The organism is Streptomyces sp. ISL-87 (assembly GCF_018614095.1).
Classification (GTDB): Bacteria; Actinomycetota; Actinomycetes; order Streptomycetales; family Streptomycetaceae; genus Streptomyces.
The window spans coordinates 1-25072 of sequence record NZ_JAGGOY010000016.1 but is presented as its reverse complement, the minus strand read 5'-3'; the positions used below and the strand labels follow the sequence as shown (position 1 = coordinate 25072).

The following is a 25072-nucleotide window of genomic DNA, read 5'->3' as shown; positions in this document are numbered from 1 at the left end:
GCGTACGCCCCTGGCTTGTGCGCTGTCTGGCCCTCGTAGGGGCTCACCCACGCAATCTCGGGGGCCAGGCCGCGCCGGCACCCCCACTGCCCCCTGAGAGCCGAGGCCAGCAATGCGCCAGAGCATCACCACCCGCAGGGCTCCCGACTGGATGGACGTGGAGCGCCAGCGGGACGCGAAGTGGCACCCGGACAAGCTACGGGTCGAGCCCGAGCCTCACGCACGGCTCGCTGCATTGCGGTGCGACAACCTGCGGGATGTGGTTGCGCAGGTCCGTGGCAAAGGCAGGGTGCCACGCGTCTGTCGCTACGCGCTGTCCGTCGGCGGCTACTGGCCCACCAGCTCCCTGGAGGCGAGCGCCGCCTTCGCGGTGCATAACGCCTGGGAGGTCGGCGGCGAAGATCGGATCTTCACCGACCCCTACGGAAGCCCGAACCCTGAGCTGCGCACGGGCTGGAGCCTCGTACGGAAGCAGATCCGTTCCGGCTACGCGGACGGCGTCGTCGTGACGACCGCCAGTTTGATCAGCCCACACCCGGAGGAGTACGAGCAGGAGCTGCGCTGGTTCGAGCTGCACCGTGCATTCGTGGCGGTGGTCGCTCCGACGGCTGATGCGGGGCGACTGTGAAGGCCCCGGTCCTAATGCCGGCGGTGGTGCGCGACGCGACGACCCATACTGCGCCCGCCCCCCGCACCGCCCACCTGGGAGGTCCACCGTTGACTGCCGCAGCAGCCGTCACAACGGCCGCATCGGAACTGCTGTCACAGCCCTGCGCCCGCCTCTTCGTGGTGGCGTTCACCCCTGACGAGACCCGCGTCGCCCGCATGCGAAGGATCACGGCGGCACACCTGCGGTACTGGAACGTGACCGGCGAACTGGCCAAGGAGATCGTGGTCGCGGTCTCGGAGCTGGTCACAAACGCTGTCCAGCACGCACTCGGAGACATCACTTTCAAAGTTCGGTACTCGGCCGATGAGCTGCGGATCGAGGTCACCGACGGGAATCCGGCCCCGGCCACGATGCGCCCCGCCGGAGAAGACGACGAATCGGGCCGCGGCTTGCTCATGGTCGCTCACTTCGCACAGGACTGGGGCGCCAGCGACGACGGCGAAACGACGTGGTGTGTTTTCCGGGTACCCGCGGGGCGATCGTGATGACCGCCGTCATCCATGAGACGGCTTCGCCGTTACCTGGCACGTTCGTCAACGACGATGCGATGAAGGGCCGAGTCCACTTCGGCCTGCGGCGATCACTTGCCTCTGAGGCGGTCACTGACGAGCTCTACGACGACCTGGAGACCATCCTCGGCGAGGGCGCCGTCCGCCTCTCCCTCCGCAGAAGTGCAGCCATCGCGGACCGTCTGAGGACGACTTCCACCAAGCTCGTGGAGGTAGTCCCGCTCCTCATCAAGCCGTACCCCCTGGAGCAGCAGTCCCGGATGATGGATCAGCTGTGCGCCGTGGCGTACCTGAGCGTCGAGCGACCAAGCCCCGACCGTGTACACGGTCACCTCGTGCGGTTCGCAAGCTCGATCCTCACCCTCCTCGACCAGTTGGGAGATGTCGCCTCATGACGCGCTCTCCTCTCGAAGACGTCGGGCCGCGTCCCCTTGCGGCCCGGCCCCTCGCCCGGTGCTGGGAGAACACGGCTCCATACATCCCCCTCGGGGAGCCGAAGCGGCCCAGCACCGTGCGGAGCCACCGTCGCATCGCCCTTGCCGCTCTCGCCGGGCTTACCGTCGCCGCCTTGTACCGGATGCGATACGGACGACGGTCGGCCCCCGTCATAGAGCACCTGATGGCCGTCGATGAGCTGCGGTTTGCCGCGCTATGCCACCAGATCACACACGCCCGCCGAGGAGTAGAGCAGTGACCACCAGGAGCGTCGCGCAGGTCGTCCTCACGTCGCGGGAACGACAGGTCCTCCAGGGCCTGGCCGCCGGTGACCCGATCGCCAAGGTCGCGCAGGACCTCACGATCCGCGAGGGCACTGCTACTGGTTACCTCAAACTCGCGAAGAACAAGCTCCACGGCGTGAGCGAGACTCCCGCCGCAGTCGCCGTCGGGTACGCCATCGAGGCCATCGCCCGACCGTGCTTATTGGACCCCGAGGCGCTGTACCTGCCGAGCGAACAGCGGGCCCTCGTACCGCTCATCGCTCGGGGCATGGGCCCCGCTCAGATGGCCGCGGAGCTGCACCGGCCGGTCGCCGACGTGCGCGCCGACGGCCGCGAACTGCTTACGAATCTCCAGGCCCGCAACCGAACCCACCTGATCACCCGAGCGTGGGAGTTCGAGATCCTCACCACGGACCAGGTGACCGCATGGCTTCGCTGACCCCCGTCGCGCCGGACAAGGTCGAGGTTCTGTCGAACGTCGACAAGGCGCTGGCCTGGGACCTGGCCGGACCCGACCTCCCGGCCGTCGATGTCGCGCTGGACATGGTCGAGCAGTTCACTGAGAAGGGGCGGATCGTCGCGGACGGCCTGCGCACGCTGGTCCTCAGCATCCCCGTGGACTCGGACGCCGGAATCAGCGCGCAGGCCACCCTCAACGAAGCCTCCCGGCGGCTCTACCTCTCGCCCCCGTCGGGCACGCCCCGCACTGCCGGGCACCGGGCCCAGAATCTCGCCCGCCTCGTCCAGGGTCTCTACCGCGCAGTCGAGCGGGTCACCGAGGAACAGGCGCGCTCAGCGCGCCCGCAAGCGCAGCACGTTACGACGAAAGGTTCTCGATGAAGACCTCCCATTCCGTTCTCGTTGCCTCCGCAGTCGGAGTCGCAGGGCTCTTGCTGTTCGAGCGGCAGAGCCGGCGGCAGAACGCCCTGCAAGCCGCGCAGATGCATCAGGCGTGGATCGCAGAGCTGGCAGGCAACCCCGAGTTGCAGGCGGTCTGGACGCCGCCCGGGGGTGAACTGCCCGACGGCGAGCACGCGAATCACCTGCACGCCAACCGGTTGATCAGCTTCTTGGCCGTGAAGTTCCGCGTCGGCTTGCTCGACAAGGGCTCGCTGCGGACACAGGCGACGTGGCTCATGGACCGTGACGTCGCCCGCGCCTACTGGAAAAGGTTCGGCGGCTTCCGGGAGGAGGAGGCGCGCGACCGTACGGACCGGGCATTCAACGCGATCTTGGCCGCCGAGTGCGCCGCCGTCGCCTGACCCAAGAACTTGGGTCTCCTCCCCAGTCGTGAGGACGTCCGTGCCTATGCGCGGAGGACCCGAGACCGATACCTCGGTGGAGGTGGCGCCCGTGCGCGCCCCGGCTGGCTCTGTGGAGGACCCAGCGGCCGGCCCACTCAACCGCCCGTCCGCCGTCGGCGGACGGGTGCACCACCCGGCGACCGGACCTGGAAGAAGGCTCGGGGCCGGATGAAGCGTGTGGGGAGAGGCCCCTCCCTCCTCTCCCCACACTCGATCGCATGAACGAGAGGACGAAGTACAGAGACGGTCTTCGAGACTGCTTTTCAGCCGAACTCCGAAGGCGCCCCTCCAGGCGGCGCGTATCCGCCCGCGAGACATGGGGCCCTGGCTAGCGTCCTCGCTGACCCCCAATCCGAGCTGGGCGCCGCAAGCACCAACCTCCTGACAGAAGTAGGTAACCGGATGACTGCCATTGATGACTCGACCGTCCGCGATCCCGACGTTCTGCGCGCGGACATGGTCCGCGCACTCCGCGATCAGGACGGGATCAGGTCCGAGCCTGTCGCCGCCGCCTTCGCCGTAGTGCCACGCCACCTGTTCGCGCCGGACGCGCCTCTGAAACTCACCTACGACCTGCACAGCACCGTGCCAGTCAAGAAGGATGAGCACGGCTTGGACATCAGCGTCATGTCCGCGCCCCACCTTCAGGCCGTGATGCTGGAGCAGGCCGGCATCGAGCCCGGCATGAAGATCCTTGAGATCGGTTCCGGCGGCGTCAACGCCGCGTATCTTCAGGAACTCGTCGGCAGCGAAGGCGAGGTCACCACCGTCGACATCGACCGCGACGTCATCGACCGCGCCCGGTTGTGCCTGGACGGCGCCGGATATACCCAGGTGAAGACGGTCCTCGCCGACGGCGAGAGCGGTGTCCCCGACGGCGCCCCATACGACCGGATCGTCGTCACCGCAGCCGCGTGGGACATCCCCCGGTCGTGGATCGACGGGCTCACAAAGACGGGCCGCCTCGTCGTCCCCCTGACCGTGTGCGGCACGACCCGCTCGATCGCCTTCGACCGCGACGGTGACGGTCTGGTCAGCCGTTCGTACGGCCTGGCCCGTTTCGTGCCCATGCAAGGTGAAGGCGCCGCCGAGGAGCGGAAGGCGATGCTGCGGGAGGACGTTGCCTTGCAGACCGACGACGTACGGGTGCCACTCAACGCCCAGGCACTGAACAAGGCCCTGGACACCCCCAGGCTGGAGCGCTGGTCCGGAGCGGCGTACGACCTGCCCGACGAACTGGAGCTCTATCTCACGCTCAACCTGTCGCGCGTTGCCCGCCTGCACGCGGGCAAGGACGTTGTCGAGAGCGGCCTTGTGGAAGCGTCTGCCCTGTACGGCGTGCCCGCCCTGGTGAGCGAGGACAGCATCGCCTACCGCACCCGCCGCGAGAACGAGGACACCGGCGGCTTCGAAAGCGGCGTGATCGCCCACGGTCCGCGGGCCGAAGCGCTCGCGGACGAGTACGTGAAGGTGCTCCGCCGATGGGCCCAGGACCACCGCCACCGGGGAGCCGCGACGTTCCGGTACCTGCCGGGCCCCGCGCCCACCCCCCTGCCCCAGGACGCCGTACTGCGACGCCACGGCGTCGTCACGGTGGCCTGGAACTAAGACTCCCGGGACCCGCCTCGGGTCCCGGGCCACGCACCACCCACTGCCCCAAGGAGGCATGCATGACCGTTCAGATGGAGCGCCCGGCTGCACCCGCGCAGCCGGCCGCCGAGCAGCAGGACCTCACCGGCTTCGACCTGGACATCACCATCGTCGAGGGCGGCCCCGCCGCGGAACAGCTCATCCGCCTGACGAGCGACGGCTGCAACTCCACGTGCGCGACGGCGTGCGTGAGCTGCCCGTAAATAGTCCGCCCGCGTTCATCGCGGTGCCCGGCCGCGCCCAGCCCATGGGCGCGGCTCACCGCGCCGCCACAGGAGGGGCGTATGTATCGCCACGTTGATGCAGCATTGGTCCGGGCGGCTGCGTGGCACCCCGACCACCAGACGGTCTGGCCGGATCTCATCAGCGCGTCCGCGGACACGATGTCGTGGCGGGCGTGGCTGCAACAGATCTGGCAAGCCACTGATTTCGCCGTGGCCGTCACGGCCGCCAGTCCGGACCTCGCGAGCCGGGTGGAACAGATCTGTGCCGGCCGATCACTACCATCGCCTGACGTACGACGTACCGTGCTCGCCGTTCTGCGCTATCTGCTGCGGGCTCGTACGCGCGCCACCCCGTTCGGTCTGTTCGCCGGGGTCGCAGCCGCCCGAATAGGCACTGCGCCCGCGCTGAGCGTGGGCACCGGACATCAAGCCGTCGCCAGACCTGACGCGGCAATCAGCACGGCCCTCATCGACCGTTTCGAGCAGCACCCGATGCTGCGGCCCCACCTGATGCTGCTGGCTTCCACTCTCGCTGTCGAACGCGACGGATACGTGGTGATCGAGCACCGCCCGAGCGGAACCGCCACCGGGGGGCCGGAACACATGCACGTTCGTCTGACCGCACCAATACGAGAAGTTCTGGACAGCGCGGGGACCCCGATCCTGTGGGGCGACCTCGCCTCTAAACTCTCCGCCAGCTTCCCGAGCGCGCCGCCCGCCGCGATCGACAGGCTCCTCTCGGGCTTGGTCGAGGAACGAGTCCTCCTCACCAGTCTCCGCCCGGCGATGACCGTCACCGACCCGCTTGCCGGTCTTCTCCACCACGCACAGCACCTCACTCCCAGCGAGCGAGGAGAGATACGTGAGGTTCCCAGACCCGCGCTCGACCTGCGGGTGGACTGGGACCTGACCGTACCCGAGGCGGTGGCCCAGGAAGCGGCAGCGGCAGCAAAGGCTCTCACCCGCCTCGCTCCCCGAGCGGCGCTGACCGGCTGGGCCGAGTGGCACGGCCGCTTCGTGGAACGGTACGGGCTGCGAGCGATCGTCCCCGTCGTGGACGCCATCGACGCACTCGGTTACCCGCCCGGCTCGCTCGGGGCCACCACCCCGCCAGCATCCACCTCACTGCCCGAGCGCGACGGCCAACTCATCAAACTCGCCCACGCCGCCGGGATGCGGCACCGTCTTGAAGTCGAGCTTGACGATGCCGCGCTGGAAGATCTGGCCACCACGAATCCCGGCCACCCCGTGCAACCGAGCACCGAATTGACCGTACGCATCGACGCCGCGAGCGTGGCCGACCTCCAGCAGGGCAAGTTCACCCTGCACGTCGTCGGCGTGGCACGCTCGGCCGGCGCGACGGCCGGTCGGTTCCTGGGCATGCTGGACGACGCGGACCGCCGCCGCATGACCGAGGTGTACGCCGGGCTGCCCGGAGTGCACCAAGACTCGCTCGTCGCTCAGATCAGCTCCACCCCCCTGTCCCTACGCGCTGAGAACGTCGCGCGCGCCCCACAGGCGGCCGATCTGGTCATCTCGCTCGGCGACTACCAAAGCCCGGACACCAGCCTCGTCCCCGTGACGGACCTGGCGGTCACAGCCGACGCCGAACGACTGCATCTGGTCTCGATTTCCCGTCGGCGCCCGGTGCACACCCTGCTGCTCAACGCCGTGGACCTGGGCCACCACTCCCATCCGCTGGCCCGGTTCCTGACCGAGGCCCCCGTCGCGCTCGCCGTCCCCTGCACCGGGTTCATGTGGGGCACCGCCGCCTCCAACCTGCCGTTCCTGCCCGCGCTGCGCTACGGGCGCACGATCCTTTCCCCGGCCCGCTGGCTCCTCACCCACGACGACCTTCCCGCCGCAGCGACACCATGGCCGCAGTGGGACGACACGCTGGCCCAATGGCGCCGTGACGTGCATCTGCCTGAGCGGGTGTACCTGAGCGAGGCCGACCAGTGCATAGCCCTGGACCTGACGGAGTCCTCCCACCGGGTCCTGCTGCGCACGCACCTGGACCGCGACGGCAAGGTGACGCTTCGCCCCGCACCTCAGCCCCAGGACTTGGGATGGACCGGCGGCCGGGCACACGAAGTCGTCATCCCCCTTGCTACGGACCAAGACGTTGCCCCGGTCCGGGCGCAGGGCCACGTCCTCAGTCGGGAGCATGGCCACCTGCCCGGATGTGACGACCGGATCTATCTTCAGCTCCACGGACACCGCGACCGGCAGAACGCCGTCCTGACTCGCCACCTGCCGGCCCTGCTGGAAGAACTGGACGGCCTGCAATGGTGGTTCGTCCGCTACCGCGACCCGGACGACCACCTTCGCGTTCGCCTAACGTACGCGCCCGGAGCCCTGGGTAGTGTCTTCGAGCACACCGGCGAGTGGACCCGACGGCTCCGGCGCCACGGCCTGATCACCCACGCCAGCGTGGAGACCTACCACCCGGAGACCGCGCGGTTCGGCGGCCCCACCGCGATCGACGCGGCCGAGCGGTATTTCGCCGCCGACTCCGCCGCCACGCTGGCCCAGCTCACGGCACAGGCCGAGTCGGGCGGGACGGACGCCCGCGCGGTGACTGCCGCGAGCATGGTCGACATCGCCACCGGCCTGCTCGGTGACAGCGCTACGGCGATGGCCTGGCTCATCGAACACACCCGCACCACCCCGGCTGCTCCGCCCCGCGCCGTCTACCACCAAGCCGTCAATCTGGTGAACACACACACCTCGGGCCTGGGCGAATGCGTCACGGCGGCCTGGTCCGCGCGGCGCGAGGCACTGACCGCCTACCGCCGCGCGCTCACGGACGCGGACGTACACCCCCACGATCTGCTGCCGGACCTGCTTCACCTCCACCAGGTCCGGATGCGCGGGCCGGACCTGGCCGAGGAGCGCACGCACCTGCACTTGGCCAGGGCCGCCGCCCTGAGCTGGACGGCACGAGCACGGAGGACATCGTGACCACGGCAGCTCCCGCCTCCACCGCACTGTCGACCGCCGACCGTCTGGCCCGTGCACTGGCCGACCCGAGCACCGTGTGGCCCGGCGGCCGGCCCGACGGCGGCCGGTCCTGGCCACAGTCGCTCGCCGGAGGAGCCTCGGGCATCGCCCTGCTGCACATCGAGCGTGCCCGGACCGGCCACGGCGACTGGGACACCGCGCACACTTGGATGGTTGCTGCCCTGCACGGCGACATCAGCGCCGCGGCCAACGCGAACCTGTACTTCGGCGCCCCCGCCCTTGCGTTCATCACCCACCGCGCGGCCAGCTCATCGAGTCGGTACCTGCGCGTTCTTGAACGCCTGGACACGGCGACCCTCACTGTCACCCGGAACCGACTGGCCGCAGCCCACCAGCGCATCAATCGCGCCGAGCGGCCCCCCATGGAAGAGTTCGACCTGATCCAGGGCCTGTCAGGGTTGGGCGCCTACCACCTGAGCCGACACCCCCACCACGAAATCACTCAGGACGTCCTGGCCTACTTGGTACGCCTGACCGAGCCCCTGCCCGCCCCGGACACACTGCCGCCCTGGTGGATGGACGTCGCACCCACCGGCATACCCCACGCCGACTACCCCGGTGGCCACGGAAACTTCGGGCTCGCCCACGGCATCGGTTCCACCTTGTCCGTGCTGTCCAAGGCCCTGCTTCACGGTCTGACCGTGCCGGGCATGGCCGATGCAGTCGAGCGGATCTGCGCCTGGACCGACCACTGGCGTCAAAGCGACGAGACCGCTCCATGGTGGCCGGGCCAGATCACCATGCAGCAGACGACCGACAACCAGGTCCACTCTCGCCTTCGTCCCCGGCCGTCCTGGTGCTACGGAGTCAGCGGCACCGCTCGCGCCCAGCAGCTGGCTGGGCTCGCTCTTGGCGACCCGGCACGCGTGCAAGACGCCGAGAACGCGGTCCTCGCGACGCTGCGCGATCCGCTGCAACTGGCCAAGCTCCCCGAGATCGGGCTGTGCCACGGCATGGCCGGACTGCTGCACGCCGCATGGCGGATGGCCACTGAGACGGACAGCCCCGAGATCACCGCAGAACTGCCGCGCCTGGCCAACCATCTGATCACCGCGCTCAACCGAAGCGACCACGAACCGGAACTCCTCGACGGAGCCGCCGGGGCGGCCCTCGCCCTACACACCCTCGGCACGGGCAGCGCGTCCGCACCGGCATGGGACACCTTCCTCGCCTTGGCGTGAACTCTGGAGACCGCCTCATGAATCCATCCACCTGGTGCCAGGTGAACGTAGCGTTCCGCGACTGGGAACGCGCCGAGATCACCGCCTTGACCCGACTCGCCCCGCTGCTTCGCGCCGCCGAAAGCGACGGCGCCCTCAATATGTGGTTCATCGTCCGCAAGCACCCCTGCTGGCGCGTGCGCTACCAGCTCGCCGCCGACGGGCAGGACCGCATCAGCCAGGGCCTCGACTCGCTGATGGCCGAGGGGTACATCAAGGGCTGGACGGAGATCATCTACGAACCGGAAGTCCACGCCTTCGGCGGCACCGAAGCCATGGCCTCCGCACACCGGCTCTTTCACCGCGACAGCCGCAGCATCATCGACTTTCTACAAAGCGAGGCCGGCAAACACCGCCGAGAGACATCCCTGATGCTGTGCAGCCTCATGATGCGCTCCGCTGGACTGGATTGGTACGAGCAGGGCGACGTCTGGGCCCGCGTCGCCGCCCACCGCGCCCTACCCCCTGGCACCGAACAGGACAACCACGACCAGTTGCACACCGCCGTGCGCCGCCTGCTCTCCGTGGACCCGCAATTCGCGATGCAGCCGAACGGCCCGCTTGCCCACGTCGCGGGGTGGGCTCGCGCCTACACCGACGCCGGAAGGGAACTGGCCGATCTCACAGCCGCCGGTCAGCTCCACCGTGGTCTGCGTGACGTCCTGGCCCACCACGTGATCTTCGCCTGGAACCGGATCGGTCTGCCCTACGCCACGCAGGCCACGCTCACGGCCGCCGCCAAAACCGTCATCTTCGGCCCGAACCCCACCACCGAGAGGAGCGCCGCGGACCGTGTGGAAACTCCCTGATGCCATAGCCCAGCGCTTCCCGCTCGTCGCTCGTCCCCGCCCGGCCTGCCTCCCCCTGCGCCAACGCGTGCAGGCGCTGACCGAACTCGCCGCCACCGCGGTGAAGCGGGGCGACCCGAGTGTGGCTTCGACCATCTACAACCGGGCCGCCCTGATCGCCTCTGACGTCGGCGCTGCGGCTACCGCCCGCGCGATGTGCCACCAGCACGCCGGCGCCTACCTTCACGCCGCCCCGCTGCCCGGCAGTGCCGCGATCCGCGCCCTCGAACCCATCGTCAACCTCGCGCGCCTCCAACTCCGCGCCGGGCAGGCCGATGAAGGCCGCCAATGCCTCCTGGCGTTGTTCGACGCCGTGACCAACGGACACCCCGTCGAGGTCGACGGCATCGCTGTACCTGCGGACCTCGTGGCGAACCCTGCCGACCGTCACGAAGTCCGCACCTGGCTCTGGAGCGTCGTCCTCGCCGACGGCACGCGCGCCCTGACCGCTACGGGCCGCTGGGCCGAAGCACTCGTCCACGTCGAGACCCACCGCGGCGTTGGACAGCGCATGCTCGACGGCCGACAGGTCGCGGTCCTCGCAGCTCTCACGAGCGGGAACGGCCTCGAAGCCAGCAGTCTCCTGGCTCATGCAAGCCCCGGAGAGGCATGGGAGCAGGCCGTAACGGACTACTTGTCCGTGCTGTGCCACCGCGTGTCGGGCCGGCCTTGGCGACGCTCCCTGCGGGATCTGGTAACCGCCTACGTCGAACGCCCCGACCGGGACGACATGGCCGTCTTCGACACGAGACTCGGTCTCGCTGTGCTGGACGTAGTCGACTCGGCAAAGGACCCGGTTGCGCACCTAGTGGTCACGGAGCTGCATCGCCGGACGATAAAGGCGACGGACGGTTACGTGGCCCGAGAAGCACTCGCTCACCCTCTGTTCACGGCCCTCGCCACGGACCGGGAGAAGCAAGAGTGCCGTGTTCTTCTCGACGCTTGTTCACTCGAAACCGGGGCGCTCCCCATCGAGCTGGGCGACCAGCTCACAGCCGCGCTACGCACGAGTGATCGCATCATTCGCCATAGCGTCGGCCGTCCTTCTTCTACATCAGCGGCGTGTCCGGGGTCTCCGGAGATTGAGGAAGCTGCGAGAAGTCCGTTGTAGTGCGGTTGGCGTACGAAGACTCTGGCTTCGGGGCGGACGGCGCCGGGGACTCTTCGACGTCGGCGTGCTGCCGTCCCCGTCGAGTTCGCCGCGTCATCTCCTCTTGGAGCCCGGATTGCCGGTATTCGGCGCCGCGAGCGGTGCTCCGCACCTTGGCCGCCTCCGCTCGGAGCTGTTTGGCTCCCTGGTTGTCCTTCTCCTGAGCACGCCGGAGCAGAACGTCCTTATCTGGCTGCGGGATGTCCGCCTCGGTGAGGACGGCTTCGTGTTCATCGACAGGCCCCGCGATCTCGGTAACTTCGCCGAGCCGCTTCTTCAGATGCTCCAGTTCGCGCCCGGCCTCAACGTACGTGCGACGCAGGTCGTCGCGGTCGGCTTCGGCCGTGACCCGGGCATCTCCGCGCAACGCTGGACGGCCAAAGCGGCCGGTGGCGGTCAGCTGCTGTTCGAGTCCTTCAAGTCGTCCCTGCACGCCGTGCAGACCAGTAGTCCGTTCGGCGATCATGCCGTCCAGTGCTCGGACTTCACGGATCGCCGTAGCGCGGCCGGCAACATCCTGGTGTCGACGGTTGAGGGTGAGCACGTTCGGTCCGGTTCCAGCGGCGGCTTGCTGTCCGGCACGGTCGGCTGCGGCCTCCGCCTTCTCGGCCGCCGTTCTGGTGGCGCGCGCAGCCGTGGCAGCCTTGCGCACGGCGTCGCGCAGAGCCGTGTTGCTGAGGTGAGCGTACGGGCGGTCAGCCGTAGGCGCGGGTTCCAGAGGCGCGGCCGACACCGCGGGCCGCTCCGTGGTGTCCGGAGTACGCCGGTCCTCGGACTCCGGCGCGTCCCCGGGGGCGTCCGCCTCGTGCGGGTCGCCGGCGCCGGGAGCGCGCGGGGTCGGCAGATCCGCTACGGCCTGACGGACGTGAGCGGGGACCGCGTTCTTCGGGAGTTCGGTGAGGATCATGCGCTCCTCGGTGCCGCTCTCGATCTCGCGGATGAGGCCCGCGACCGCGCGGTCAAGCTGTTCCTGCTCGGTGAGCGCGTCGCCACCGCGTGCACGGTCGGCGTCGGTTTCATAGACGGACAGCGGCAGGAAGAGATGGGACTCCTTCTTGTCGCGGCTCATCATCGTGTAGAGCGCGTTCGCCTGCGCGCCGGGTCCGTAGACCAGGGCCTCTTGGACGCTGAGACCCTGGGACTTGTGGCCGGTGATCGCGTATCCGAGGCTGAGTCCGCCCTGTGCGATGTAGTCGGCATCGACCCATTCGGCAACGTCACGGTGGCCGTCGGCGGTCTTCTCGCGCCACTCGACCAGCACCCGGCGTTCGTCGTCCACGGCTCGCACGATTCCGCGGTAGCCGTTCAGCACGTCTTCGTTCTCGCCTCGGCTCCGCTTGCCCCGGTAGTCGTTGGTCCGAAGGAGAACCTGGTCAGCGACGGACAGCGTCAGTTCGCCGCCACCGGGCAGGGCGTAGCTGTGTTCCGGGCCGGTGAGATCGCCGCTCGCCTTACGCAGGGCACGGGCACCGAGATTCAGTTCCTCCACGATTTCGTTGGTGGCGGCGAGCATGAGGAGCTGCTGCACGGCGGTGTGGTCGTCGCTGTGCGCGGCGCGCTTGTCGGCCCAGACGGTGAGCATCGCGGCGAGGGTGGCGTCCTTGTCCTGGAGGGCGTGCACGCGGCCGGTTCCGGCGAAGGTACGGAGCGCTTCCACCCTGTTGTCGTCCCGCCACAGCTCCAGTGCCCGGCGCTCGACCATGTCCTTTTGCCGGAAGTTCTGGTTGAGGGTGAGGCCGCCCACAAGGTGGTGGACGGCGGTGAAGCTGCCGCCGATGCCAGGCGAGTGCAGCTGCTTCGGGTCACCGATGCCGACGACCTTCGTCCCGGTCTTCGCGGCATGGGTGAGGAGTTCGGCGATGTCGCGGTCATCGCACATCGCGGCCTCGTCCACGACCAGTACGTCAACACCGTTGAGGCCGGCGCCGCCGGTACGGATGCCGGTGAGCCATGACGCGAGGGTGCGGGACTCGATGCCCGCTTCGGCCTTGAGGTTCCCGGCGGCGACAGCGGCCGTGCTCGCTCCGGCGATGACGAGTCCGTGGGCCTCCCACGCTTGCCGGGCGGTGTCCATGATTGTGGTCTTGCCGGATCCGGCGATGCCCACCACGGCGTCGATTCCGTGGCCGGCGGTCAGCAGCCGTTCGAGCACGGCGCGCTGTTCATCGGAGAACTTGAAGGTGCCGCCGTGCTGGGCTTCGACAGTGGACAGGGTCATGTCGACCGTGTCGCGGCTGACGACGGCGGCCTGTGTGTCGAGACGGCTCGTCGCCTCGGAGACGATGAGCGTTTCCGCGGCCACGATGTCCGCCGTCGTGTACCGGTCGGCGTGCGTGAAGTGCTGGGCGCCCTTGGGGTCCAGCTTGACCGCGTACCCGGCGTGCCGGAGGACTGAGTTGGTGAGCTGTTCGGCCTCCTCGGCGTGCGCGACTCCGTACGGGAGGGCGTCCAGGACGGCGGCGATGGCGGCGGCGTGGGTGAAGTCCTTGGAGTGGCTGGTCAGGCCGGTCTTCGGGTGGAAGACCTGGGCGCACAGCTCATCCAGGCCGGGGTTGCGCTTCGAGCTGTCCTGCTGCATCGCGCTGGCCGCGATGGCGTCGGGGTCGTCACCGGCGGCGCGGCCTTCGGCCTGCCAGTAGCCGCGCAGAACGTCGTCCGCGACTCCGGCGGCTTCTCCGTTCTTCGCGGCCTTGGACGCGGTGGAGGCTGCGGTGCGCTCGCGGGTCGTGGCGTTGTCGTAGTCGATGCCCAGCTTTGTCAGCAGGTCCCGGACCTGGTTGTCACGCTTGCTGAAGAGGCGGATCGTAGCCTCGGGGATCGCCGCGATTTCCCATGCGCCGGTTCGCTCTTCGCGGCGGAAGCTGATGCCGTACTTGTCGGTCAGCTCGCGCCGGATGCGGGCGTTCATGAGGGACTGGGTGGCGCGGGCGTGCCGGTGGAGGTCGCGGCCCCCGCTGGCCATGGTGGACCACTTGCCGTCAGCGCCCTTGACCATGTTGGCCAGGGTGAAGTGCAGGTGGAAATGAGGGTCGCCGTACGGGGCACCGTCCACGGGACGGGCCGCGCGGTGCACCATCATCCAGCCGGAGAACCCGCTCGTCTGTACGGTCTCCGCCTCGTCACCGTCACCGTGGCGACCGCGCATGCCGTATGCGGTCCACCGCTCCAGGGCGCTAATGGACTCGCGGCCGGCGGAGGTGTAGATGCCCTCCACCTCGGCGGCGATCTCCTCGGGCGCGTAGGCGAGGAACGCGGACTTCGACTTCGCGAGATCCAAGGTGACGTCGGCACCGAAGTTGCCAACCTGCACTCGTCCTTCGAGGAGAGCGGCCTTGATCTCCTCGGCGTCCCACACGTCCTCGGGTGCGAGCCCTGCCGCCTTGGCCATGGCGACGGCTTCGCGCACGTCCATGGGCAGGTCCCGCAGGCGGCGTTCGCCCTCCCCTGCGGTCTGGGCGTACCGGCGCTTCAGGGACGCGGCGGTGAACAGGTCGCCGGGCGCGCATCCGGTTTCGGCGGCGCGGACCTCGACGGCACGCAGGAGTGCGCGGGCGTCGAGGTGGCCGCCCGCCTCGGCGGCCACGGCCTTCTCCAACGCGTCTTCGCCGTACAAGTCGACGGCGTCGATGCCGACGGCGTCGGCGAGCTTGAGCAGGGTGGAGGCCGGGACGCGGTGCGATTCACCGAACCGCTTGAGCTGGCTCTCCATCCTGCGGAAGGCATCCTGCTTCCGCTTGGAGTCCAGCAGAGTCACGGGGTTCACACTGCGTTCGGCGGCGGCGCGGCGGATGGCACGAGCCAACGGAGCGGCGGGGAGCTTCGCGGCCGGCGCGATGGCGAGCTTGGGCTCCACGAGGGTCTGCCCGGTGCGGGGGTCCTCGCCGTGCATGAGGCGGCGGGCGGCCTTGAAGTACTCAGGAGCGAGGACGCTGCCGGGCGTGATGTCGAACTCGTTGAGGCCGTTGCCGATCCACACCAGGGGGCGTTCGCTGGCGTCCAGGTGGTAGTCCACCTGTCCGTCGGCGGCCGGTCGGGGAAGGGCCTGTTCGCCGTACAGGTCGCGGACGTCGAGACCGGCTGCGGTGGCGACTTCGACGGCGTCGAACCCGGTGAACCGCGCCGTGCCCTTGCTGCGGATGAGTCCGCGGGCGCGGAAGAAAGCGCGCTTGGCCTCGCGGGAGCCGAGCAAGGAGGCGACGGGGGCACTGGCCGCTTCGGCCTTGGCCTCGACGGCGGCGACGAGGGGGGCCGCGTCGACCGTGGTGGACTTCCCGCAACCATGACCGCCGGTAAGGCGGTACTCAACCTGCTCGTCGGACGGGCCGATCATGGTCACCCACCCCATCGGCCCGCTCACCCCCCGCCCTTACTCAGTCAGATTCGATCGTCTTTGCCGATTGTATCGTCACGAAGTGACGATACCTTGGTCCTCTAAGTTCAAGATCGGACATCGAAGTGGTGGGGCGCTCCCTCGTCGGCTGTCCTGTAGCGGCTGACCTTGCATAGGTCAGATTGACCTTGCATCTGGACCTGCACAGGGCAACTGGATCTTGCATACGGCTGCGGGTTCGTACGACGAGACTCGAACGAGCCTGGGCGTACTCGCCGAAGATGCAAGGTCGGGTTGACCAACTCGGGCGCCGACGTGGTGCGCCTGAAAGAGCACCACGGCGTCGAGGTCGGTGAGGACGTCGCGCTCCAGGGGTCGGTGGGGGGTGCGTCAGGACCGGTCGTGGTCGGCGCAGCCTGTCGCGTAGAACATCGGGGCCGGCCAGCGTCATTCTGAAGACATGGGGAATCGGAACGAGGAACTCGCTGCCCTTGTCCGCCAGGCCGTCTCTACTGCGGGTGCGCTGCGCCTGCTGGTCGAGCGGATGAACGATGTCGGCTGGCGCATGAACGACTACAGCGACGAGGACCTGCTCACCGTCGCCTCCGCCCTATACAGCGACGAGGACCTGCTCACCGCCGCCTCCGCCCTACGGGGCAGCGCGATGATGATGGCGATGGACACGGGCAACGTCGAGCTGCTGAGCGAAATCACCGGTCGCAAGGTGTACGAGACCGACCCCACCGAGTGGCTGCGGAAGCTCCGCGGCGATGAAGGGCAGCCCTGACTGGTACCTCCGCCCCGAACGCGTGAGGGCAGGGAGCGTGACGGCCTCCGCCCTCATCAACCCTCGCTGCGGTCTGGGGACGGAGGGCTGAGGTCCGGTGGGACTGTTACCTTCGTCGGCGCTGAGGGCAGCCTCGACGCACGGCTTCGTGAGCGGCGGTGAGGGGTGGTCGCCGCTTTGGCGCGGTTACGGAGTTGCGGCGACACCACGGAGCCTTCGGCACCAGCGGCGAAACGCCCCATAACCTGGCTGGCTATGAGCGCTACCCCCGATTCCGCCGCCGTCCCCGGTGCCATGGACCTCGCCAAGATCGTGAAGGCCCTCGGTGGTACACCCAGCATGTACATCCCGCAGGGGTCCACCGCCACGGAGACTCTCACCAAGGCCGCCTTGGCCACCGCGGCGTTCGGCCGCGCGGCGAAGGTCGCTCACCTGGCACAGGAGGAACTCGCGGCGACCGGTGATCACCAGGCCGGGGCCGCGCTGAACCACCTGCTGACCGTCGCGATGGAAGAGGGAGACGACCGGCCGGAGGCGGTACCGCTGCTGTGGTACTGGCAGGTATCCACCATCGCTTGGGTGCTGCGCGACATGCGCACGAAGGCGCCCCAGGCCGATCCGTTGATCAAGGCCAGCGCGGACACGGCCCGTGCCTTGATGATCCTCCTGGAGGCCCGGCTCAACCTGAAGGTCGAGCACGTTGACCATCTCAAGCAGGTCCTCGGCGAGGCGGAGGAGATGCTGACCAGCGCCCGGTCGAACACGGCGCGCCTCCCGCACTGGATCAAGCAGCCCGGCAACCTCGACTGAGCGGGTGCCTCCAGCAGGGGCACGGCTGCGGTGGGCCGGACCGCGTGCAGCTGTTGCATCCGCTGAAGGCATGCGAACGGCCCCCCGCGCGAAGATCGGGGGGCCGGGGCTGCGGAGCGAATGCTACGAACTCAGGGGCCAGTCACCGAAGGGAACGGGCGTCTGGCCGGTCGCTTCGCGTACGGCTTCGTCGGTGCCGCACGGAGTGCAGATCCACACGTCACGGTCGGTTGTCAGGCGGGTGCGAGCGGGGCGTCCGCCGAGCGGGCCGCCGCAGCGTGGACAGCGGGCCTCGGTCATGACGAGTCCTCCTCCGGGTGCTCGCGGGCGGACTTGAGGATCAGGTTCCAAACCGTACGGGAGTACGTCTTCTCCGTCTGGTCCTGAAGCCCCGCGATCAGGTCGGCATTCTTAGCTCCCGGGTTCGCGGCGAGAGCCTTCCGGGCAAGCGTGAGCCGTTCGTCTCCCTGGTAGGGGTAGGCCAGTCCGCGGCGGCCCCGGGGCCGTCCGCCGGCATGTCCGCGCCCCTTCCGCTCTGCGACGTACTGCCAGAGCCGCCACCGCTTCCACTTCGGGCGACGCCGGGTCGGCAGCTCGTCCCAACCGTCGGGCGCGGGCCACCCCTCCGGCGGGTTCTCGACGTAGTGCGAGACGGTGGCGGAGTCGGAGAATCCGCAGACACGCGCCGCCTCCGCCGGTCCCACTTCCTCTTCTGGGTCGCCGTCGAGCTTCGGCGGGTTCGTGGTGTTCGCGGCGGCTCGCTGGCGCTGGAGTTCGTGGTGCCACTTCGCCCAGACGTCGCCGTCCCAGTGCATGACGCCGTCGATGTTCTCCGTGACGGGCGGGTGGCCGTTGTTCTCGCGGTCGGTCCAGAGGTTCTGGAGCGTGGGCTCGCTGATGTTGTGGACCTTGCGCAGGTCGGCACGTGAGTAGAGCGTGCGGCCGGTCTTGCGGGGCACGGTCGTCTCCTGTTCGTAGTCGGGGGCGTGACCGCTCGGCGGGGTCATTCGGTGGCGTCCGGTTCCGGGGCCGGCGCCCATGAGCGGCTGCCGGTCGGTTCGAGGCGGGTGAGGGTGGCTATGTCATCCAGGGGGACGGCGGCGGCCCAGTCGGCGCGGCCGGAGTGGTCGGCGGGGAGGTTGAGCACGAGGTGCCGGCCGGTCGGCGGGAAGTCCTCGACGATGACGAAGCTGTCGGTGTCGTCGGCGCCGAGGCTGTTACCCCTCTTGAGCTGGGCGATGTCGCCGGGCTGGGGACAGTCGGGGTGTCGGTCGCATAGCATGGTGGGGTTCTTTCTGGTGAGAGAACACTGACGGCCAGCGCCGTGTTGCCCATGTGCGCTGGCCGTCGCTCGTTGTCTGGGTGGGGCGGCGTCGCTTCGACGCTCGGCCGGTCGGAGGTTGCCCTACTCCGCTGACGGCGGAGTAATTAAACCACCTTTGTGGTTTCGTGGTGGGGCTCTGGCCCGGCGGACGGCGTTCATCAGAAAAGGACTTCCTGTGCTGTCGGGCGCTCCCTGCGGTTGCTCGGGGGCCTGTCGATGCGGAGTTCGTAGCTGGGGCGTCCACGGTGCGGCGGGGCATGGGATTCGTGTCGGTAGCGGCTCCAGACCACCAGCGGGGCGCCCTGCTCCACCCACTTCGCCGGGTACAGAGAGGTCAGCTGGTGCCAGAGGCGTTGGCTGCGGGTAGCCTCCCACCGCTCCTTGACCTTGGTGATCGGCGGCAGGGTGCGCCAGCCGGGGAACGCGTGGTCGTGGGCGTTCTCGATCGCCGCGTTGTCGGCCTCGCCCCAGCGGTCGCCGCGATGGGTCGGTCCTTCCCAGTCGCAGTGGAGACAGCTTCCCCGGAACTCGTCGTCGTCCTGGATGCCGGGCCGGCTGCGGGCGAGCAGGGTCGGGGTGTGGTGCGCGGGTGGCGTGAGGTCCTGGCCCAGGTCGGAGTACGAGCCGCCCGGGTGTCCGGCCTGGATGTGCCACGTCTCCGCGGCGTTCTGTTTTTGGACACGGGCGCGCGTTCGTGCGTTTCGCACCTGCCAGTAGTACGTATGTCGTGCTCGTGCGCCGGTCCGCTCGGTGGTGGTCGCGGTCACGCTTCCTCGCTCCGGGCGGCGAGGACTTCCCGCAGCGGATCGGCTAGTACGGCCTGCTCGGCGGGTGCGTCGAGGAACCGGGCGCCGTACGCACGGCGTATCGCGCGGCGGGCGTCCTGGTGGCGGTCGAGGTAGGGGTAGTACGGCGACCGGGCGAGTACGTCAAAGCCGTGCTGGGTGAGCACGTCGGCGATGTGCGACCGGATGTCCACGGGGTCAAGGGCGCTGAGGTCGGTCTCCTCCGGGGCTGCGAGGAGTACGCGGATCAGTTCGGATGCGCTGAGGCGGGGTTGTAGGGGAACGCTGATCCGGTGGACGCCATCCCGGCTGGGGGTTGCGGCGCCTCGGCGGTTCGGCGTCCTGGTGGTGCTTCGGGATTCCTTCGTCTCGTCCATGCTGTTGGCCTTCGGGTGCGCTGTGTGCTGGTGGGCGGGGCGTCGGTTCGTCAAAACAGGGCGTGGTCGGTGCGGGCGGCGGCGTCGCGGAAGGCTTGGGCGGCTTCCTCGGCGGTGCGGCCGGGCTCGGCGCTCCACTGGTCGATCACGTCGCGGTGCTCGGTCTTCGCGGCGGCGGGATCGTCGGCGTCGACGGGGTGGCCTGCGAGCGTTTCGGCGAGGATGTGAAGCGCCTGGTCGCGGCCTGCGTGGATGCGGTCCCAGTCGTACGTCCGGCCGGCGGCTCCCCGCCCGTGTCCGGCGGCGACTTCGAGGGCGCCGCGCGGCCAGCATGGGAGGGTGGCGGTGCGGCCGGGGCCGGCGAAGAGGCCGGGGCCCTGTTGGATGCCGACGTGGACGATATGGCTGGCGGCCCATTCGAGGATGCCGGCGGGGGTGTCCGGGATGACGACGCTTTCGGGGCTGTGGCGGATCGGCATGGTGGTGTCCGTTCAGGAGTGCCCGGGGGCGGCGCCGCGCCGCCCCCGGGTTCGGGCTACTGCTGGTAGGCGGTGATCAGCGCGCGCACCCGTTCCTTGCCGACGCACCCGCCCTCGTGGCGGTAGTCGCTGGGCGGGGCGCCGTTGCGCCCGCGCAGGTGGCTCCAGAACTTCGGACCCTCCCACGGGCACAGCTCACAGGAGAGAAACCAGTGGTTGTCACTGCCGGGGAACCCGGTGTGGACTGCCCTCCAGTAGTGCTCAGCAAGACCGGCGAACGCCGTCTGCGCGCTCTTGACGTTGCGGTCGTTCACGGGCATCCGCGGGTGCAGCAGGGGCACCGGCCCGCACAGCGGCTGGGGAGCCTCGGCTAGCACCTGGTCGAGCGGGACGGCCGTGACGCGACCGGTGGCGTGCTCCCCGGCAAGGTGGGCGGCGGCCATCTCGATGCCCGGGACGCCCTTGGGCGGGCGGCGGAGGTTGTGCTCTCCCTCGCTGGTGATGACCAGCCAGTCACGGTGCCAGCGGTAGGCCCGCCCGATGACCCGGTCTTCGCCGACGATCACGGGGTAGCGGCACTGAATGTCCGGGTTCCCGATGCGGTACGGCATGGCGGCCTGAAGGGCGATGGTGGTATCCCCTTCCGGTACGGCCGTCAGGTGGTCGAGCTGGCCGGAGCCGGGAGTGGTGATGGTGCCTGGCTCGTCGCCGGAGACGGTGACGGCGGCGGGCCGGTCAAGGAGTTGAGTGGTCATGGTGGTGCCCTGTTCTGGTGAGAGAGGGGGCCCGCCCCGGGGCGCTCGGCCGCCGGGGCGGGCGGGACGTTACGCGGCGGCGGCCGAAGCGTCCGGTGCCTTCTGCTGCATCTCGTCGGCGCTCATCCGTCCCGACACGTCGTCGTACGGGGCCGTCCACGTCCAGTCGAGCCGGTTACCGGTGGCGCGCACGACGAACTCACCGACGCCGTTGTGGATGTGCGGGATGGTCACGCTCTTGGCGTTGACGCGCAGGACCTCGTACCAGGTGCCTCGGTGGAGCACGAAGTCCCCGCGCTGGAAATCGGCCTTCGACCACACCTTGAAGCCCTTGGTCTCGGCCTCCTTGATGGCCGTCTGCCAGTGCTCGATCTCCTCGGTCAGCTCCTGGTGCCGGATCTCCAGCTCCGGGTCCCCAGGGTTGCGGAAGTATCCCTTGGCGGACTCGCCGCGCTGCCACTTCTCCACCGCGCGGAGATCGGTCCGCAGCTTTTCGAGGCGGCGGAGGGTGCGGCCGGGGTTCTTCCGAAACTGCTCGTAGTTAGCGGCGGCTCGCTCGCGGTCGGCCCAGTGCTGGGCGCGGTCGCCTTCGCTGATGCTCTTGCGCATCGCGTTGTCGATCCGCTCTCGATCCCGTCGCGCGTGACGCTCGGAATGGTGACCGACCAGGATCGGCTGGCCGAAGGGAATGTTGTCGGCTATCTCCCTGCCGGACTTCCACGCAGCCTGGGAATTCCGGGCGGCGCTGTCGGCGTACCCGGCGAACCGCTCGGCCCTGTCCTCCGCTCGCTCCTCGCGGTCCTGCTCGGCCTCGCTGAAGCTGCGGCGGTCGGCGTTGTCGATGGTCAGCTCGACCTCAAACCCCTTCTCCCGGAGACGCTGTGCGAGGAGTTCGAGCGAGGGGGTGTAGGTGGCGTGGTCGCGGCTGTGCGGGAGGTACCAGCAGCCAAGGTGCCTGCTCCAGCGGAAGGGCTGGCGCCCGGTCCTGCCGTACTCGCGGAGCCGCAGGATCTCGGCCGAACTGTCGCCCCGGCTCGTGCCCTCGATCAGGGTGCCTGCCCGGCGGGTGTGCGTGATTCCGATAGTCATTGAACTGGTTTTTTCTGGTGAGAGTCTTTGGTCCGGCGATCGCCGGACCTTGCGTTGGCGGCGGTGCTGCACCACGGGCGCGGGCCGTGAGGGACGATCGGCTCGCGGGCCGTGAGGGACGATCGGCTCGCGGGCCGTGAGGGACGATCGGCTCGCGGGCCGTCGCGCCCTGCGCGACGGCAGGGGCTGCCGCGCCCCCGCGGGGCGCGTCCTTCGCGGTCCGGTGCCCGACGGCGGTCGACGGAGCCGCCTGCGGCGGAGTCGGCCGGCGGCGGTGAACGCACCGGACCTGTTCGGCCGCCCCGAAGGGGTGTCCGCTTGGGTGCTGGGGAGCCTGCCGGTCCGGGGGTGTTGCCCTCCCCCGGACCGTCGGGGCCGTGATCAGCTTCGGTGGAGCGTGTGGCGCGCGGCCGGGTCGACGTCGGCCAGTCCGGTCCGCTCGCGCCATGCCTGGCGCACTGCGGCGCGGAATGCGTCCCCGTCGTCGTAGGCGAACCGGCCCCGGCGCAGGCTGCGGACGATGTCGCGGAACGTGTCCTGGTGCATCGTGGTCAGCGTGTCGTCAATCGGCGTCAGCTCGTGCGGGAACATCGCCTGGACGCTGTCGCCGGGCTGCGGGGTCCCCAGGGTGAAGTACCAGACCACGGACATGGTGGCCTCGTCCGCGAACTCCGGTCCGCCGAACGGGCCGACGACGACGGCGGGGCGGGTGTCGAGCTGGTGGCCCCGGAACCAGGGTCCGGCCAGTACGAGCGTCGCGGTGGGGAAGTCCTGGACGGTGGGGGTCTGTCGCGTGGTGAGCATGTCGTGTCCTGTCTGGTGAGAGGTTCCGCCGGGCCGGTCGGCCCCGGCGGGGGTGTCGGTCGGGGGTGTTGCCCTCCCCCTCCGACACCATTAATTAAACCATGTTTCTAGGCTTGGGTCAACCGATGGGGGCAAGTTCGCGGCTGCGCTCGGCGGCCGTAGTAACGGCGTGGGCGATGGCGCGGCCAGTCTCGATAACCCGGACGGCGGACTCGTGAACCGGGGGCTTCTTGTCCTGGGTGATGATGCCCGCGAGCGGGGGCATGACGACCGGTCCGGGGGCGATTCCGAGGATCAGCGCGGCGACGTGGGCGGCTGAAGCAACCTCGGCCGCGTGCTGACCGGGAAGAGGGGCGTCCGCCTCGGTGATGCGTCGCCACGCGTGGCCGTACAGGAGAATGCGCGCGACGTTGTCCGGGGCGTCTCGGGTGAAGTCGAATCCTCCGGACTGCTCGGGGTCCTCGTGGTACGCATCCCGGTACTGCGTGATCAGGGAATCCCGGATGGTCTCGACGGCGAGGGGGGCGGCGGCGGGCGGCTCGTAGGCGTCGCCGTCGGTCTGGCTGATGTCGAAAACGGGCCCGGCCTTGAAGCCTGAGACCTTCCAACCCTCCCCCTCGGCGGTAGCCTCGCCCGGCGCCTGCTGCTGCCCGTCGGCGGCCGTGGCCGTCGCATCCTGCCCACTTTCGGACCGCCGCTTGATCGGCGTCCATATGCGGATGGAGGTGGACCCCTTGGCCGGGAAGCGTCCGGCCTTCCGCCAGTCTCCGGAGCTGAGTACGCGGGTGGCGTGGGGGCACTGGACGGCTACGGCAATGGAGTTGACGGGGCTCCGGTCCGCCAGCGTCGCGGCGGTACGCATGACCACTGCCCAGAAATCCTCACTGGCGACCATCGCGCCGTACGCTCGATCCATCACCGCTTCGAGTTCTCCGCGCATCTTCGCGCTGTAGGCGCGGCGTTCTTCGTCGGTCATCTTCGGCTTGCGGGGCATTTCGCGGTCCTCCTGGCGAGAGATGGGCGTCCGGGGCCGGCTGACCCCCGGGAGTCGGTCGGGGTGTTGCCCTCCCCTTCCGACATCACTAATTAAACCATGTTCTTGGCTATTCGGCAACCTTTCAGATCCAGTACAGCCCTTCCGCGTGGCTCGCCGCTCGGTATGCCTCTATGACCTGGTCTTCAATTTCCGTCCAGTGTTCGAGGATATCCGGGGCGGTATGCCGGTCGTTGGCCGCGCGCGTTCCCCTGCGCCACTCAATCGCAATTTTGAGCGTGCGGAGTTGTGACCGGGTGAGCAACCATCGGCCGGAATCCGGGAGTTCATTTGCGTAAGCCATCGCTACCGCGTTATTGATGTGCTCGGTGTCGGACCAGACATTTTGTGTTGCCTGGAGCGCAAGACCCCGTTTGAGCGTGCACCGGAGGTGCGGGGCCTGCACGGTCCATCGCGGCTCGATAACGAATATGTCGGCGCTCATCACATAGCCTTTCGCCGCGGAGGGGGCGGCGCGCTACGGGAGCACGCCGCCAGAAATGCCAGGGGGTTAGAGGGCGTATTCGTGCTCGCCGTGCTCATCCTCGGGGGTCTGGACGTGGGGCAGAAATCGGCTTACTGCAAATACGACGGCATCGGCGATTATCCGGGGTGCGTCGTTGAGTACGACGTTCACGGTGCCCCCGTCAAGTCCGATTCGCACTTCGCCCGGCTCAAGGTTCATGTAGATGTAGGCGCATGTCCCGTCGAGTCGGGTTCGGGCTCCGGGAAGCCGGTCGGAGATGTCGCGGGCGAGTTCTTCGACGTCCCGTCGCGTCTCGGCCTGTTCGCGGTTGTGCTGCTTCACGCGCTCGTGAACGTCGCGGTGCAAAGGGATCAGATCGCCGGAGATCAGGGCGGCGATGCCTGCGGGGTCCTCGCTCATCGCGACGCGGACGCTGTCGCGCTCGCCCCTGCGGAACGGGTAGTCCGTGGCGGGGAATGCGCCCCGGATGTGGACGTATCCGGGGTCATCGAAGCGCTCGGAAAGGTGCAGTTGTCGACTGTCGGGGTGGGTGAGGGTGGCGGCGTGATGCAGCTCCTGAACGCCGTGGTAACCCTGCTGCGGTCGCCAGGTCCCGCCGAGCGCGACGGCGATCGGGTGGGCAAGGTCTGCGACGGTGGGCCGCTGTTCCATCTCTGTCTCCTGGTGAGAGTGAGTGCCCGAGGCCGGCTGGACC

26 protein-coding genes are annotated in these 25072 nt (G+C 69.1%); 14 read left to right on the top strand and 12 right to left on the bottom strand.

Features of this window, described 5'->3' with window-relative positions:
• The first annotated feature begins 112 nt into the window (after positions 1-112).
• The 12 genes from J7I97_RS05360 to J7I97_RS05305 all read left to right on the top strand — a co-directional run bounded on the left by J7I97_RS05360 (position 113) and on the right by J7I97_RS05305 (position 11279).
• On the top strand, positions 113-628 hold the full coding sequence (locus J7I97_RS05360) for a hypothetical protein (protein ID WP_214931232.1): 516 nt from the start codon (positions 113-115) through the stop codon (positions 626-628).
• Positions 629-651: 23 nt separating this feature from the next.
• Positions 652-1155 carry an ATP-binding protein gene (locus tag J7I97_RS05355; protein ID WP_308369290.1) on the top strand — a complete coding sequence of 168 codons (504 nt, stop codon included), beginning with the start codon at positions 652-654 and terminating at the stop codon, positions 1153-1155.
• Positions 1155-1574: a hypothetical protein gene (locus tag J7I97_RS05350; protein ID WP_214931231.1), complete on the top strand. Its 420-nt coding sequence runs from the start codon at positions 1155-1157 to the stop codon at positions 1572-1574. The genes J7I97_RS05355 and J7I97_RS05350 overlap by 1 nt, the downstream gene beginning before the upstream one ends.
• A 295-nt stretch (positions 1575-1869) precedes the next feature.
• Entirely contained in the window at positions 1870-2337 is a 468-nt protein-coding gene (locus tag J7I97_RS05345) for a LuxR C-terminal-related transcriptional regulator (protein ID WP_214931230.1), read from the top strand.
• The gene (locus tag J7I97_RS05340; protein WP_251058498.1) at positions 2325-2738 is read left to right on the top strand and encodes a DUF6415 family natural product biosynthesis protein; all 414 of its coding nucleotides are present in this window, start codon (positions 2325-2327) and stop codon (positions 2736-2738) included. Before J7I97_RS05345 ends, J7I97_RS05340 begins: the two co-directional genes overlap by 13 nt.
• Entirely contained in the window at positions 2735-3160 is a 426-nt protein-coding gene (locus J7I97_RS05335) for a DUF6082 family protein (RefSeq protein ID WP_214931229.1), read from the top strand. Before J7I97_RS05340 ends, J7I97_RS05335 begins: the two co-directional genes overlap by 4 nt.
• 444 nt (positions 3161-3604) lie before the next feature.
• Positions 3605-4810, top strand: a complete 1206-nt coding sequence (gene fxlM, locus J7I97_RS05330; RefSeq protein WP_214931228.1) for a methyltransferase, FxLD system — start codon at positions 3605-3607, stop codon at positions 4808-4810.
• A 62-nt stretch (positions 4811-4872) separates the two neighbouring features.
• On the top strand, positions 4873-5055 hold the full coding sequence (locus J7I97_RS05325; protein WP_214931227.1) for an FxLD family lanthipeptide: 183 nt from the start codon (positions 4873-4875) through the stop codon (positions 5053-5055).
• An 81-nt stretch (positions 5056-5136) separates the two neighbouring features.
• Positions 5137-8040, top strand: a complete 2904-nt coding sequence (locus J7I97_RS05320) for a lantibiotic dehydratase (protein WP_214931226.1) — start codon at positions 5137-5139, stop codon at positions 8038-8040.
• Entirely contained in the window at positions 8037-9281 is a 1245-nt protein-coding gene (locus tag J7I97_RS05315) for a lanthionine synthetase C family protein (RefSeq protein WP_214931225.1), read from the top strand. The genes J7I97_RS05320 and J7I97_RS05315 overlap by 4 nt, the downstream gene beginning before the upstream one ends.
• A 17-nt stretch (positions 9282-9298) precedes the next feature.
• The gene (locus J7I97_RS05310; protein ID WP_214931224.1) at positions 9299-10129 is read left to right on the top strand and encodes a thiopeptide-type bacteriocin biosynthesis protein; all 831 of its coding nucleotides are present in this window, start codon (positions 9299-9301) and stop codon (positions 10127-10129) included.
• Entirely contained in the window at positions 10113-11279 is a 1167-nt protein-coding gene (locus J7I97_RS05305) for a hypothetical protein (RefSeq protein WP_308369291.1), read from the top strand. Before J7I97_RS05310 ends, J7I97_RS05305 begins: the two co-directional genes overlap by 17 nt.
• Here J7I97_RS05305 and mobF read toward each other — a convergent pair.
• Complete coding sequence (gene mobF, locus J7I97_RS05300; protein ID WP_251058497.1) at positions 11218-15648, bottom strand: MobF family relaxase; 4431 nt, start codon at positions 15646-15648, stop codon at positions 11218-11220. The genes J7I97_RS05305 and mobF overlap by 62 nt on opposite strands.
• Positions 15649-16108: 460 nt before the next feature.
• On the opposite strand from mobF, the gene J7I97_RS05295 reads away from it, so the two are divergent.
• Both J7I97_RS05295 and J7I97_RS05290 read left to right on the top strand, forming a co-directional pair.
• Entirely contained in the window at positions 16109-16435 is a 327-nt protein-coding gene (locus tag J7I97_RS05295; RefSeq protein ID WP_214931222.1) for a hypothetical protein, read from the top strand.
• Between the two features lie 255 nt (positions 16436-16690).
• Positions 16691-17245: a hypothetical protein gene (locus J7I97_RS05290; RefSeq protein ID WP_214931221.1), complete on the top strand. Its 555-nt coding sequence runs from the start codon at positions 16691-16693 to the stop codon at positions 17243-17245.
• A gap of 296 nt (positions 17246-17541) precedes the next feature.
• On the opposite strand, the gene J7I97_RS05285 is transcribed toward J7I97_RS05290, so the two are convergent.
• From J7I97_RS05285 to J7I97_RS05235, 11 genes are all read right to left on the bottom strand, one after another.
• Complete coding sequence (locus tag J7I97_RS05285; RefSeq protein ID WP_214931220.1) at positions 17542-18252, bottom strand: hypothetical protein; 711 nt, start codon at positions 18250-18252, stop codon at positions 17542-17544.
• Positions 18249-18527 (bottom strand): DUF6211 family protein, encoded by a 279-nt coding sequence (locus J7I97_RS05280; RefSeq protein WP_214931219.1) that lies wholly within the window; start codon positions 18525-18527, stop codon positions 18249-18251. The genes J7I97_RS05285 and J7I97_RS05280 overlap by 4 nt, the downstream gene beginning before the upstream one ends.
• A gap of 200 nt (positions 18528-18727) precedes the next feature.
• Positions 18728-19336, bottom strand: coding sequence for a DUF6349 family protein (locus tag J7I97_RS05275; RefSeq protein ID WP_214931218.1), 609 nt, complete (start codon positions 19334-19336; stop codon positions 18728-18730).
• On the bottom strand, positions 19333-19731 hold the full coding sequence (locus tag J7I97_RS05270) for a DUF6181 family protein (RefSeq protein ID WP_214931217.1): 399 nt from the start codon (positions 19729-19731) through the stop codon (positions 19333-19335). The genes J7I97_RS05275 and J7I97_RS05270 overlap by 4 nt, the downstream gene beginning before the upstream one ends.
• A 50-nt stretch (positions 19732-19781) precedes the next feature.
• Positions 19782-20210, bottom strand: coding sequence for a DUF6197 family protein (locus J7I97_RS05265; protein ID WP_214931216.1), 429 nt, complete (start codon positions 20208-20210; stop codon positions 19782-19784).
• Positions 20211-20266: 56 nt separating this feature from the next.
• Entirely contained in the window at positions 20267-20965 is a 699-nt protein-coding gene (locus J7I97_RS05260; protein WP_214931215.1) for a hypothetical protein, read from the bottom strand.
• 69 nt (positions 20966-21034) lie between these two features.
• Complete coding sequence (locus J7I97_RS05255) at positions 21035-22054, bottom strand: DUF3560 domain-containing protein (protein WP_214931214.1); 1020 nt, start codon at positions 22052-22054, stop codon at positions 21035-21037.
• Positions 22055-22435: 381 nt separating this feature from the next.
• On the bottom strand, positions 22436-22858 hold the full coding sequence (locus tag J7I97_RS05250; protein WP_214931213.1) for a DUF6409 family protein: 423 nt from the start codon (positions 22856-22858) through the stop codon (positions 22436-22438).
• Between the two features lie 118 nt (positions 22859-22976).
• Positions 22977-23852 carry a hypothetical protein gene (locus J7I97_RS05245; protein WP_214931212.1) on the bottom strand — a complete coding sequence of 292 codons (876 nt, stop codon included), beginning with the start codon at positions 23850-23852 and terminating at the stop codon, positions 22977-22979.
• 124 nt (positions 23853-23976) lie between these two features.
• Positions 23977-24336: a hypothetical protein gene (locus J7I97_RS05240; RefSeq protein WP_214931211.1), complete on the bottom strand. Its 360-nt coding sequence runs from the start codon at positions 24334-24336 to the stop codon at positions 23977-23979.
• A gap of 66 nt (positions 24337-24402) precedes the next feature.
• Positions 24403-25072 (bottom strand): hypothetical protein (locus J7I97_RS05235; RefSeq protein WP_214931210.1); only part of this gene is annotated, 670 nt, incomplete at its 5' end.